The sequence below is a fragment of the Streptomyces sp. NPDC007088 genome, from assembly GCF_042869355.1.
Classification (GTDB): domain Bacteria; phylum Actinomycetota; class Actinomycetes; order Streptomycetales; family Streptomycetaceae; genus Streptomyces.
Window position 1 is genome coordinate 388439 of sequence record NZ_JBIAFO010000001.1, and the last position, 12068, is coordinate 400506.

Here is a 12068-nt window from a genome sequence, read left to right on the forward strand (position 1 = left end):
TCCGACAAGTGCGAAGATGGGTAACCGGCAGGACAGGGCCCCACCGAGGGCCGAAGTAACGAGCGGCCGACGACCGCCGCCGACCGGTCATGGATGACCGGGTTACGGCGCACATGCATGGAGGACGTGACGTGGCGAACGACGCCAGCACCGTTTTCGACCTAGTGATCCTCGGCGGTGGTAGCGGCGGTTACGCCGCGGCGCTGCGAGGCGCTCAGCTGGGCCTGGACGTCGCCCTGATCGAGAAGGGCAAGGTCGGCGGCACCTGCCTGCACAACGGCTGCATCCCCACGAAGGCGCTGCTGCACGCCGGGGAGATCGCCGACCAGGCGCGCGAGAGCGCGCAGTTCGGCGTCAAGGCCACCTTCGAGGGCATCGACATCGAGGCCGTCCACAAGTACAAGGACGAGGTCATCTCGGGCCTGTACAAGGGCCTCCAGGGCCTGATCGCCTCGCGCAAGGTGACGTACATCGAGGGTGAGGGCAAGCTCTCCTCCCCCACCTCCGTGGACGTGAACGGCCAGCGGGTGCAGGGCCGCCACGTGCTGCTCGCGACCGGCTCCGTGCCGAAGTCGCTGCCGGGCCTGGACATCGACGGCGACCGGATCATCTCCTCGGACCACGCGCTCAAGCTCAACCGGGTGCCGAAGTCGGCGATCATCCTGGGCGGCGGCGTCATCGGCGTCGAGTTCGCCTCGGCCTGGAAGTCCTTCGGCACCGACGTGACCATCGTCGAGGGCCTCAAGCACCTCGCGCCGCTGGAGGACGAGAACAGCTCCAAGCTGCTGGAGCGCGCCTTCCGCAAGCGCGGCATCAAGTTCAACCTGGGCACCTTCTTCCAGGGCGCCGAGTACACCCAGGACGGCGTCAAGGTCACGCTGGCCGACGGCAAGACCTTCGAGGCGGAGGTGCTGCTGGTCGCGATCGGCCGCGGCCCGGTCTCGCAGGGCCTGGGCTACGAGGAGCAGGGCGTCGCGATGGACCGCGGCTACGTCCTCGTCGACGAGTACATGCGCACCAACGTCCCGACGATCTCCGCCGTCGGCGACTTGGTGCCCACCCTCCAGCTCGCGCACGTCGGCTTCGCCGAGGGCATCCTCGTCGCGGAGCGGCTGGCCGGACTCAAGTCCGTGCCGATCGACTACGACGGCGTGCCGCGCGTCACCTACTGCCACCCCGAGGTCGCCTCCGTCGGCGTCACCGAGGCGAAGGCCAAGGAGGTGTACGGGGCGGACAAGGTCGTCACCCTCAAGTACAACCTCGCGGGCAACGGCAAGAGCAAGATCCTGAAGACGTCGGGCGAGGTCAAGCTCGTCCAGGTCAAGGACGGTCCCGTGGTCGGCGTCCACATGGTCGGCGACCGCATGGGCGAGCAGGTGGGCGAGGCCCAGCTGATCTACAACTGGGAAGCGCTGCCGGCCGAGGTGGCCCAGCTCATCCACGCCCACCCGACCCAGAGCGAGGCGCTCGGCGAGGCCCACCTGGCCCTGGCCGGCAAGCCCCTGCACTCGCACGACTGACCAGTCACCGGGCGACACAGACTTTTTCCACTTCGTAAGGAGCACCTGGAACCATGCCGGTTTCCGTAACCCTTCCGGCGCTCGGCGAGAGCGTCACCGAGGGCACTGTCACCCGCTGGCTGAAGGCCGAGGGCGAGCGCGTCGAGGCCGACGAGCCGCTGCTTGAGGTGTCCACCGACAAGGTCGACACCGAGATCCCCTCGCCCGCCGCGGGCATCCTCTCCTCCATCAAGGTCGCCGAGGACGAGACCGTCGAGGTCGGCGCCGAGCTGGCCCTGATCGACGACGGCACCGGCGCCCCCGCCGAGGCCCCGGCCCAGCAGGAGGCCCCGGCCGCCGAGCCGCAGCAGCCCGAGCAGGCCGCCCCGTCCACCGAGTCCGAGGCCCCCGCCCCGGCGCCCACCGCGGAGGCGGCCTCCGGCGCCGGCTCCGCCGAGGGCACCGACGTGGTGCTCCCGGCGCTCGGCGAGTCCGTCACCGAGGGCACCGTCACCCGCTGGCTCAAGGAGGTCGGCGACTCCGTCGAGGCCGACGAGCCGCTGCTCGAGGTCTCCACCGACAAGGTCGACACCGAGATCCCCTCGCCCACCGCCGGTGTGCTGCTGGAGATCACGGTCGCCGAGGACGAGACCGCCGAGGTCGGCGCCAAGCTCGCCGTCATCGGCGCGCCCGGCTCCGCCGCCCCCGCCCAGGCCCCGGCTCCGGCCGCCCCGGCCCAGGAGGCGCCGAAGCAGGAGGCGCCGCAGCAGCCCGCCCCCGCTCCGCAGGCCCCCTCCGCCCCGGCCCCGCAGGAGCAGGCCGCCCCGGCGCCCGACCCGGCCCCGGCCGCGCCCGCCCCGGCTCCGGCCCCCGCGCCGGCCCCGGCCCAGCCCGCCGCGCCCGCTCCCGCCGCCGGTTCCGGTGACGAGGGCGCGTACGTGACGCCGCTGGTGCGCAAGCTCGCCTCCGAGCAGGGCGTGGACCTGTCCACCGTCCAGGGCTCGGGCGTGGGCGGCCGCATCCGCAAGCAGGACGTGCTCGCCGCCGCCGAGGCCGCGAAGGCGCAGGCCGCTCCGGCCCCCGCCGCCGCTGCCGCCGCTCCGGCCGCCAGGAAGGCGCCGAAGCTGGAGGCGTCTCCGCTGCGCGGCCAGACCGTCAAGATGACCCGCATGCGCAAGGTCATCGGCGACAACATGATGAAGGCCCTGCACTCGCAGGCGCAGCTCACCACGGTCGTCGAGGTCGACGTCACGCGGCTGATGAAGCTGCGCGGGCAGGCCAAGGACGGCTTCGCCGCGCGCGAGGGCGTCAAGCTGTCCCCGATGCCGTTCTACGTCAAGGCGGCGGCCCAGGCGCTGAAGGCCCACCCGGTCGTCAACGCCCGGATCAACGAGGACGAGGGCACCATCACGTACTTCGACTCGGAGAACATCGGCATCGCCGTGGACGCCGAGAAGGGCCTGATGACGCCGGTCATCAAGGGTGCGGGCGACCTGAACATCGCCGGTATCGCGAAGAAGACCGCCGAGCTGGCCGGCAAGGCCCGCGGCGGCGGCCTGACCCCGGACGACATGTCGGGCGCGACCTTCACGATCAGCAACACCGGTTCGCGCGGGGCCCTGTTCGACACGGTCATCGTGCCGCCGAACCAGGCCGCGATCCTCGGTATCGGCGCGACCGTCAAGCGGCCGGCCGTCATCGAGACCGAGGAGGGCACCGTGATCGGTGTCCGCGACATGACGTACCTGTCGCTCTCCTACGACCACCGGCTGGTGGACGGCGCGGACGCCGCCCGCTACCTGGGCGCCGTCAAGGCGATCCTGGAGGCCGGCGAGTTCGAGGTCGAGCTGGGCCTGTGAGGCCCCTGAGTCCCCCTGGGGCTCTGTAACGATCCTCATACGGCGGCGCCCCCGTCCGGACCCTTCCGGACGGGGGCGCCGCCGTATGGTTCGTATCGAAAGCCTGTCAAGGAGCCCGTAGGAGCCCGTCATGACCGCGCCTGTCATCCACTCGCTGCGTGACCAGATCCGCGAGCACATCGTGGAAGGCATCGTCAGCGGCCGGTGGAAGCCCGGCGAGCGGATCGTGGAGCGCAGGATCGCCGTCGAGCTGGAGGTGTCCCAGACGCCGGTCAGGGAGGCGTTGCGGGAGCTGGAGAGCCTGCGGCTGATCGAGTCGGCGCCGAACAAGGGCGTGCGCGTGCGCAACATCACCGCCGCCGACCTGGAGGAGTCCTATCCGGTGCGGGCCGGCCTGGAGCAGATCGCGGCCGAACTGGCCGCGAGCCGCCTCGCGTTGGACTGCTCGGCGCTGGAGCCGCACGTCGCGGCGCTCTACGAGGCCGACCGCGCCTCGGACGGCACGGGCCAGGTGCGGCACACGGTGGCCTTCCACCGCGAACTCGTGCGCGCGGCCGGCAACTCCGTCCTGCTGCACACCTGGGAGGGCCTGGGCATCGAGGTGTTCACCGCCCTGTCCATCCGCTGGCTGGGCACCCGTCAGCAGTCCTACGCCGAGGAGCACGAGGCCCTGGTCGCGGCCTTCCGCGCCCACGACCCCGGCATCGGCCCCCTGGTCAAGTCGCACGTCTTGGGCTGCGCCCCGAGGGCCTGACGCCACCGGTGACGGAGCCCTCACCGTCCAGCCCGGCCGGCGCGTGAGGACAAGAGAAGACCGCAGGTCAAGCGACACTCCGTGCCCACTCCCACGGCACTGGATGCCATTTTTTGCCCGAAGGTGAAGTTTTTCCCGTCAACCCTTTGATCGATCATCGATCACCGGCTTACAGTCGACGACGGACTTCACCGAGTCCACCGCCCTGTCCTGCCTCCCACAGGGCTTAAACACCCCCCTTCGACAAGGAAGGCGGCGTCATGACCGACCCCACCCGCACCCAGCCGAGCGAGCTCGACCAGCTGCCGGACCGCGACCCCGAGGAGACCGCCGAATGGCAGGCGTCTCTGGACGCCGTTACCGAGGCGGCCGGGCCGCACCGTGCCGCGTACCTGATGCGCCGCACGCTGGAGCGCGCTGAGGGAGCCGGCCTGGCGCTGCCGAAGCTCCTGGAGACGGACTACGTCAACTCCATCCCCACCGCCGCCGAGCCCGCGCTCGACGGTGACGAGGAGCTGGAGGCCAGGATCACCGCGTGGAACCGCTGGAACGCGGCCGCGATGGTCACCCGGGGTTCCAAAGCCGGCGTCGGCGGCCACATCGCCACCTTCGCCTCGGCCGCGTGGCTCTACGAGACCGGCTTCAACCACTTCTTCAAGGGCAAGGAGGGGGACGGCTCCGGCGACCAGCTCTACATCCAGGGCCACGCCTCCCCCGGTATCTACGCCCGCGCCTTCCTCGACGGCCGGCTCACCGAGGAGCACCTCGACCACTTCCGGCAGGAGGCGGGCGGCAAGGGTCTTCCCTCGTACCCGCACCCGCGCCGGCTGCCCTGGCTGTGGGAGTTCCCCACGGTGTCCATGGGCCTCGGCCCGCTGTCGGCGATCTACCAGGCGCGCTTCAACCGCTACCTGACCAGCCGCGGCATCAAGGACCTCTCGCAGTCCCACGTCTGGGCCTTCCTCGGCGACGGCGAGATGGACGAGCCCGAGTCGACGGCGGCCCTCACGCTGGCCGCCCGCGAGGGCCTGGACAACGTCACCTTCGTCATCAACTGCAACCTCCAGCGCCTCGACGGCCCGGTCCGCGCGAACTTCAAGATCGTGCAGGAGCTGGAGGCCGAGTTCCGCGGCGCCGGCTGGAACGTGGTCAAGAGCCTGTGGGGCTCGGCCTGGGACGAGCTGTTCCGGCTCGACACCACCGGCGCCCTGGTACGCCGCCTGCGCGAGGTACCGGACGCCCAGTTCCAGACGTACCAGACGCGCGACGTCGCCTACATCCGCGAGCACTTCTTCGGCGCCGAGCCCGCTCTCGCCGAGCTCGCGAAGCTGCTGAGCGACGACAAGATCCTGGAGTGTTTCAAGTCCTCCCGCGGCGGCCACGAGTCCCGCAAGGTCTACGCCGCCTACCGCGCCGCCCTCGCCCACAAGGGCCGGCCGACGGTCATCCTGGCGCAGACGGTCAAGGGCCACACGCTCGGCGCGGGCTTCGAGTCCAAGAACGCCAACCACCAGATGAAGAAGCTCACGGTGGAGGAGTTCAAGGACATGCGGGACCGGCTGGACCTGCCGATCCCGGACTCCGCCTTCGTCGACGGCCAGGTGCCCTACGGCCACCCGGGCGCCGGCTCCCCCGAGGTCCGCTACCTCCAGGAGCGCCGCGCGGCGCTCGGCGGCCCGGCCCCGGCCCGCCGCACCCAGCCGCTGGCCCCGCTCCCGGCCCCCGCCGACAAGGCGTTCGCCTCCTTCGACAAGGGCTCCGGCAAGCAGCCGGTGGCGACCACGATGGCCTTCGTGCGCCTCGTGAAGGACCTCATCCGCGACAAGGAGACCGGCAGGCGCTGGGTCCCGATCGTCCCGGACGAGGCCCGCACCTTCGGTATGGAGTCCCTGTTCCCCTCGCTCGGCATCTACTCGCCGAAGGGCCAGACCTACGAGCCGGTCGACCGCGACCAGCTCATGTACTACAAGGAAGCCAAGAACGGCCAGATCCTCAACGAGGGGATCACCGAGGCCGGTTCGATGGCGGACTTCATCGCCGCGTCGACCGCGTACGCGACGCACGGCGAGCAGATGATCCCGTTCTACATCTTCTACTCGATGTTCGGCTGGCAGCGCACCGGCGACCAGATGTGGCAGCTCGCCGACCAGCTCGGCCGCGGCTTCCTCGTGGGCGCGACGGCGGGCCGTACGACGCTCACGGGCGAGGGTCTCCAGCACGCCGACGGCCACTCCCCGGCCATCGCCGCGACCAACCCGGCGGCGCTGAGCTACGACCCGGCCTTCGCGTACGAGATCGCCGCGGTCGTCAAGGAGGGCCTGCGCCGCATGTACGGCGAGGCGGCCCCGGGCGAGGACCAGAACGTCTTCTACTACCTGACGGTCTACAACGAGCCGATGCCGCAGCCGGCCAAGCCGGAGGGTGTGGACGAGGGCATCATCAAGGGCCTCTACCGCTTCAACACCGCCGAGAGCGCCGGGATCACGGTCACCGAGGACGCGCCCCGCGCGCAGCTGCTCGGTTCGGGTACCGCGATCCACTGGGCGCTCAAGGCCCAGCGGATGCTGGCCGAGGAGTGGGGCGTGGGCGCCGACGTGTGGTCCGCGACCTCGTGGACCGAGCTGCGCCGGGACGCCATGGAGGCGGACGAGGCGCTGCTGCGCGGCGAGGAGCGCGTCCCGTACGTGACCCGCGCGCTGTCCGGCGCCCCGGGCCCGGTCGTCGCGGTGAGCGACTACATGCGCCAGGTGCCCGACCAGATCGCCCAGTGGGTCGAGCAGGACTGGGCCTCGCTCGGCGCGGACGGCTTCGGCCTCTCCGACACCCGTGAGGCGGCCCGCCGCCACTTCGGGGTGGACGCCGAGTCGATCGTCGTCGCGACCCTGGCCCAGCTCGCCAAGCGCGGCGAGGTCAAACCGGCCGCCGTCGCCCAGGCCCGCGAGCGTTACGGCCTGTGACACCGCCGCGTCCCGGCGCACGGGACGCGGGCGCTCTCCCCGAGGGGGCACGGCTTCGGCCGTGCCCCCTCGGGCGTTGCCGCGGTGGGCGCGAGCCGCGCCGCCCTCGCTCGCTTTGCCCGGTATGGCGGCTCGTGCGTGAATGGGGTCCACGGGGCGGTACCCGACCGCCCGTGCCCCGACCCTCGTACGGGAGCCGCTCATGAAGATCGCGAACGTGCCGTCCGCGCCCTGCTGGGCGGATCTCACCACCCCCGACACGCAGGCCGCCGGGCGGTTCTACGGCGCCGTGTTCGGCTGGCAGGTGCGGCAGATGCCCGATCCGGGCGCGAGCGGGTACGGGGTCTTCGCCCTGGCGGACGGGCGTACGGCGGGGGGCCTGGCGGCCAGTGCGGCCCCGGACCGGCCGGCCGCGTGGATGCCGTACTTCCAGACCGAGGGCGTGGACGCGGTGATCGCCCGCGTGGAGGCCAACGGCGGCACGGTGACCGCGGGACCGACGGACATCCTGGAGCTGGGCAGGTTCGCGGTGTGCGCGGACCCGGTGGGCGCGGTGTTCGGTCTGTGGCAGCGGCGCGACCACCCCGGTTTCGGGGTGGTCAACGCGATGGGCGGCTTCTGCTGGTTCGAGCTGGCGACGCGGGACCTGAGCGTGCCCGCCGACTTCTACGCGGCGATCCTGGGCTGGGCCACGACCAGCCCGGCCGCGCCGGGCGGCTACCGGATGTGGACGGTGGCGGGCGAGCCCTTCGGGGGCCTGCTGAAGATGAACGCCTCGTTCCCGCCGGACATCCCCCCGCACTGGATGGTGTACGTCGCGGTCGCCGACTGCGACGCGACGGCGGCGCGCTGCGCGCGCAACGGCGGGACGGTGCTGGTGCCGCCGACCACGATCGAGCAGGGCCGCTTCACGGTGCTGTCCGATCCGCAGGGAGCGGTGTTCGCGGCGCTCGCCCTCAATCCGCTGAGCGGGCTCGGCGAACTGAGCTGAGCTGACCTGGAAGCGGGCGGGGGGCCGGGCCGGGGCGCCCGCGCTCCTTCCCGCTCCGGGCATCATGGCCGTATGCGCGCTGCCCGGCTGATCAAGATGGTGCTGCTCCTCCAGTCCCGGCCGGCGATGACCGGCGCGGAGCTGGCCCGGGAGCTGGAGGTGTCGGAGCGCACGGTGGTGCGGGACGCGCAGGCGCTGTCGGAGGCCGGGGTCCCGGTGTACGCGGACCGGGGCCGCTCGGGCGGCTACCGGCTGCTGGGCGGCTACCGCACCCGGCTGACGGGCCTGGCGCGCGGCGAGGCGGAGGCGCTGTTCCTGTCGGGGGTGCCGGGCGCGCTGCGGGACATGGGCCTGGCGGACACCGCCTCGGCGGCCCGGCTGAAGGTCTCCGCGGCCCTGATGCCCTCCCTGAGCGACGCACCGCGCACGGCGGCGCAGCGCTTCCACCTGGACGCCCCTGCCTGGTTCCACCGGCCCGGGACCCCCGAACTGCTCCCGGCGGTCGCGAAGGCGGTGTGGGAGGACCGGCGGCTGACGGTGCGCTACCGGCGGCGGGACGGCACGGAGGTGGCGCGTGAACTGGAGCCGTACGGTCTCGTCCTCAAGGCGGGCGTCTGGTACGTGTGCGCGCGGGCCGGTGAGGAGTTCCGGGTGTACCGGCTGGACCGCTTCACGGAGGCGCAACCGGGGGCGGACGGCTTCGTGCGGGACGCGGACTTCGCGCTCCCGGCCTTCTGGGCGCGGCACTCGGCGGCCTTCGCCCGCGCCCTGCTGCGGACGGAGGTGACCGTGCGCCTCTCGCGGGCGGGCGCCGGAGCGCTGCCGCACGTCATGGACGCGGCCGTCGTGCGGGAGGCCCTGGCCGGGGCCCCGGAGCCGGACGCCTCGGGGTGGCGCACGGTGACGCTGCCGGTGGAGTCGCTGGACGTGGCCTGCACGCAGTTGCTGGGCCTGGGCGCGCAGGCGGAGGTCCTGGCGCCGCCCGCCCTGCGCGAACGCCTCGCCCGCACGGCGCGGGAACTGGCCGCGCGCTACGGCTGACCGTGGCGGCCGGAGCTGGGGCAGGAGGCAGTGGGGCGTTTCGGCGACACGGCGCGGGGTCCCCGGACGGGGCCCCGGGGAGTGCCGTGCCGGGCCCCGGCGTGATCCGCCGGGCGCCCCCTGGCGCCGGTGGGGCGTCCGCCCGGGCGCGGACGGATAACGACACGGCCGCTTCCGGCGTGCTCGGGGTGCGTCGGGGCCCGCGAAGGACGATCCTGTCCTCGTGATGGACGAGACGCAGTTCTGGGAGATCATCGACAGTTCCCGGGAGGCCGCGGACGGCGACCCCGAGGAGCAGGCCGAGCTGGTCGTGGACCGGCTGCTCCAGCTGGACCCGGACTCCGTACAGGACTTCGCACGCCATTTCGAGGTCCGGCACCGCCGGGCCTGGGACTGGGAGCTGTGGGGCGCCGCGGGGGTGATGCTGGCCGCCCCCGAGGGCGCCGACGAGGAGAGCTTCGACTACTTCCGTTGCTGGCTGATCGCCCAGGGCCGGGAGGTGTTCGAGGGCGGTCTGCAGGACCCCGACTCCCTCGCCGACCTGCTGCCCGACTTCGACGAGGAGGTCGACGGGGACGCCGGTGAGCTGGGGGACGCGGCGGAGGAGGCGTACGAGCAGCTGACCGGCGCCCCGTTGCCCGACCTCGGGCTGCCCTCCCCGGCGCCCGAGCCGGAGGGGACGCCCTTCCCGCTGGGCGACGAACGGGAGCTGGCGAGCCGCTATCCGGCCCTGTGGGAGCGTTTCGGGAGCTGAGCGGCGCCATCGGGCGGCCTTCGCGGCGTGGCTGACGGAACCCGTCCGCCACGCGCGCGGCCGCCCTGGCGGCGACGCCGCGAACCGTCGGTCACACCCGGCGGCCCTTTCCCTCCCGGCGCGCGGAGGCCCCGCGCCGGTCCTCGGGGTCGGGCGCGAAGACGAGCAGCGCGACGTCGTCGGTGATGTCCCCGTGGGCGTACGCGACGAGATCCACCCACAGCGCGTCGGTGAAGGCGCTCGGGTCGTCGTCGCGCAGGGCGACGGCGCGCTCCAGCAGCGGGTAGAAGGTGCCGGCGCGGTCCCGGGTCTCGGTGACGCCGTCCGTCATGGCGAGCAGCTGGTCGCCGGGTTCCATCGCCACCGTGAGGGGCTTGTACTGGGCGGGGCCCACGCCCAGGCCGAGCGGCGGGCCGGGCGGCGCGGTCAGCTCGCGGGCGGTGCGCCCGGCCTGGCCGAGCAGGAGGGGCGGCGGGTGGCCGCAGGAGACGATGCGCACCTGCGCGGAGTCCACCGGGAACTCCAGCAGTACGGCGGTCGCGAAGAGTTCGGAGTACACCTCGCCGCTGCCGCCGTAGTCGAGGAGCGCCTCGCGGGTCGCCGCCTCGGTGTCGACGGTGAGCCTGCGGTCGAGCTGGGCGGCCACCCCGGACAGCTCGGGCTGGTCGAGCACGGCCTCGCGGAACGCGCCGAGCAGGGCGGCGACGGTGCCGACGGCGGCGAGCCCGTGGCCCTGCACGTCGCCGACCAGGGCGCGTACGCCGTAGGGCCCGTCCCGCACGTCGAACAGGTCGCCGCCGACGAGGGTGCCGTGCTGGGCGGCGCGGTACAGGCCCGCGCAGCGCACCGGGCCCACCCGGGGCGGCAGCGGTGGCAGGACGGCGAACTGGGCGGCCTCCGCGACGGTGCGCACCGTGACGAGCTGGGCGTCCCTGCGGCTGCGCACCCAGGCGATGAGGACGCTCAGCACCGCGACGAAGGCGACGGTCAGCAGGTCGGAGCGGGCCGGGTGGCCGAGCCTGATCGCCGGGACCCACAGCAGGACCAGGACGACGCCGCTGAAGACGGCCGTGCCGAAGGCCCCGTAGGACAGGGCGGCGAGCGGCGGGATCGCGCCGATCAGGAAGCCGAGTTCGACGCGGCGGCGCACGACGATCTGGAAGACGGTGAGCGCGACGAGCAGCAGGAGGGGGAGCCGGCGCACCCAGACGGGCGGCGGGGCGCCGCGCAGCCAGCCCGCGCTGCGGCTGTCCCTGCGGCGCAGCGCGGCGCGCGCGGCGGCCCCCAGCCTGCGTGTGCGTTCCCCGGCACCCTCGGGCTCCGTGGCGCCCGTGGGGTGGCCGGAGCCTCCCGACCCGCGCATCGGTACCGCTCCCTCCGGGCCGCCGTTCGTTGGTGCCGCGTGCCTGTGGCACGGGCGTGTCCACCTTTCTACGGGTGGCCGCCGGGCGCATGCCGAATCACTCCGCCGTGGTCAGCGTCCTGCCCATGAGGACGTCGTCGACGTATCGGCCGTCCAGGTACATCTCCCCGGGCAGGACACCTTCCACGACGAAGCCCTCCGACGCGTACAGCCGCCGGGCGGGCGTGTTGTGTCCGAGCACCCGCAGGGTGACGCGCCGTGCGCCCAGCTCCCGGGCGCGTGCGACGGCGGCCCGCAGCAGCGCGCGCCCCAGGCCCCGGCCGCGCGCCCGGCCGGCGACGGCCAGGCCCAGGATCGCCTGGACGTGCGCGTTGGCGGGCAGCGGGGTGGGCGGCAGCAGGCGCAGGTAGCCGGCGAGTTCCCCGTCGAGTTCGGCGATCAGGTGCTGCTCGGGGCGGGACCGGCGGCCGTCGAAGAAGGGGGCGAGGGGCTGTTCGGGGCGCGGCATGACCGCGTGCGCGGTGGACCAGATGTCGGCGTCGAGCCGGGCGAGCGCGGCGTCGTCCCTGTCGTGGCCCAGTCGCAGGGTCACTCCGGGCGGGGTCCGCAGCGCGCGCAGGGCCGGTGTGGTGCGGTGCGCGCCCAGAGCGAGCTGATCGGTCGTCCGTTCGGCAGGCATGGGATCACTGTAGAGCGGCGGCGCCTCCGCCCGACAGGCACGGCCGCCCGCCGTCCCGGCCCGGCGCTCGTGCGGGCGGGCCCGGCCGTGCGCCGTCCAAAGACCGGTACGCGGACGCGACGGGTACGGCCGCCTGCCGTCTGGACGGCGGCGCGCGGGGCACGATACGCG

Annotated in this window: 9 protein-coding genes; 7 read left to right on the forward strand and 2 right to left on the reverse strand. The window is 73.3% G+C overall.

All coding sequences use genetic code 11. The annotated features are described in order from the left end of the window. The first annotated feature begins 131 nt into the window (after positions 1 to 131). The 7 genes from lpdA (at position 132) to ACFYMP_RS01740 (ending at position 9855) form a co-directional block, all read left to right on the forward strand. Positions 132 to 1520, forward strand: a complete 1389-nt coding sequence (gene lpdA / locus ACFYMP_RS01710; protein WP_388848750.1) for a dihydrolipoyl dehydrogenase — start codon at positions 132 to 134, stop codon at positions 1518 to 1520. A 53-nt stretch (positions 1521 to 1573) separates the two neighbouring features. After that, positions 1574 to 3358, forward strand: a complete 1785-nt coding sequence (gene sucB / locus ACFYMP_RS01715; RefSeq protein ID WP_388848753.1) for a 2-oxoglutarate dehydrogenase, E2 component, dihydrolipoamide succinyltransferase — start codon at positions 1574 to 1576, stop codon at positions 3356 to 3358. A gap of 130 nt (positions 3359 to 3488) precedes the next feature. Further along, complete coding sequence (locus ACFYMP_RS01720) at positions 3489 to 4112, forward strand: GntR family transcriptional regulator (protein WP_388848756.1); 624 nt, start codon at positions 3489 to 3491, stop codon at positions 4110 to 4112. Positions 4113 to 4372: 260 nt separating this feature from the next. Next, positions 4373 to 7069: a pyruvate dehydrogenase (acetyl-transferring), homodimeric type gene (gene aceE, locus ACFYMP_RS01725; protein ID WP_388848759.1), complete on the forward strand. Its 2697-nt coding sequence runs from the start codon at positions 4373 to 4375 to the stop codon at positions 7067 to 7069. Positions 7070 to 7271: 202 nt separating this feature from the next. Continuing rightward, positions 7272 to 8060, forward strand: a complete 789-nt coding sequence (locus ACFYMP_RS01730; protein WP_388848761.1) for a VOC family protein — start codon at positions 7272 to 7274, stop codon at positions 8058 to 8060. Between the two features lie 72 nt (positions 8061 to 8132). Further along, on the forward strand, positions 8133 to 9101 hold the full coding sequence (locus ACFYMP_RS01735) for a helix-turn-helix transcriptional regulator (RefSeq protein WP_388848764.1): 969 nt from the start codon (positions 8133 to 8135) through the stop codon (positions 9099 to 9101). Positions 9102 to 9327: 226 nt separating this feature from the next. After that, positions 9328 to 9855, forward strand: a complete 528-nt coding sequence (locus ACFYMP_RS01740) for a DUF4240 domain-containing protein (RefSeq protein ID WP_388848767.1) — start codon at positions 9328 to 9330, stop codon at positions 9853 to 9855. 91 nt (positions 9856 to 9946) lie between these two features. Here the strand turns inward: ACFYMP_RS01740 and ACFYMP_RS01745 are convergent, their stop codons facing one another. Further along, on the reverse strand, positions 9947 to 11086 hold the full coding sequence (locus ACFYMP_RS01745) for a PP2C family protein-serine/threonine phosphatase (RefSeq protein WP_388849555.1): 1140 nt from the start codon (positions 11084 to 11086) through the stop codon (positions 9947 to 9949). A gap of 229 nt (positions 11087 to 11315) precedes the next feature. Continuing rightward, a complete protein-coding gene (locus tag ACFYMP_RS01750; RefSeq protein ID WP_388848770.1) occupies positions 11316 to 11897 on the reverse strand; it encodes a GNAT family N-acetyltransferase in 582 nt (193 codons plus the stop codon). Between the last annotated feature and the right edge of the window lie 171 nt (positions 11898 to 12068).

Excerpts from the sequence above, each read along its gene's own strand:
- sucB (WP_388848753.1), top strand. The coding sequence starts at position 1,574 with ATGCCGGTTTCCGTAACCCTTCCGGCGCTCGGCGAGAGCGTCACCGAG.
- ACFYMP_RS01720 (WP_388848756.1), top strand. The coding sequence starts at position 3,489 with ATGACCGCGCCTGTCATCCACTCGCTGCGTGACCAGATCCGCGAGCAC.
- aceE (WP_388848759.1), top strand. The coding sequence starts at position 4,373 with ATGACCGACCCCACCCGCACCCAGCCGAGCGAGCTCGACCAGCTGCCG.
- ACFYMP_RS01730 (WP_388848761.1), top strand. The coding sequence starts at position 7,272 with ATGAAGATCGCGAACGTGCCGTCCGCGCCCTGCTGGGCGGATCTCACC.
- ACFYMP_RS01735 (WP_388848764.1), top strand. The coding sequence starts at position 8,133 with ATGCGCGCTGCCCGGCTGATCAAGATGGTGCTGCTCCTCCAGTCCCGG.
- ACFYMP_RS01740 (WP_388848767.1), top strand. The coding sequence starts at position 9,328 with ATGGACGAGACGCAGTTCTGGGAGATCATCGACAGTTCCCGGGAGGCC.
- ACFYMP_RS01750 (WP_388848770.1), bottom strand. The coding sequence starts at position 11,897 with ATGCCTGCCGAACGGACGACCGATCAGCTCGCTCTGGGCGCGCACCGC.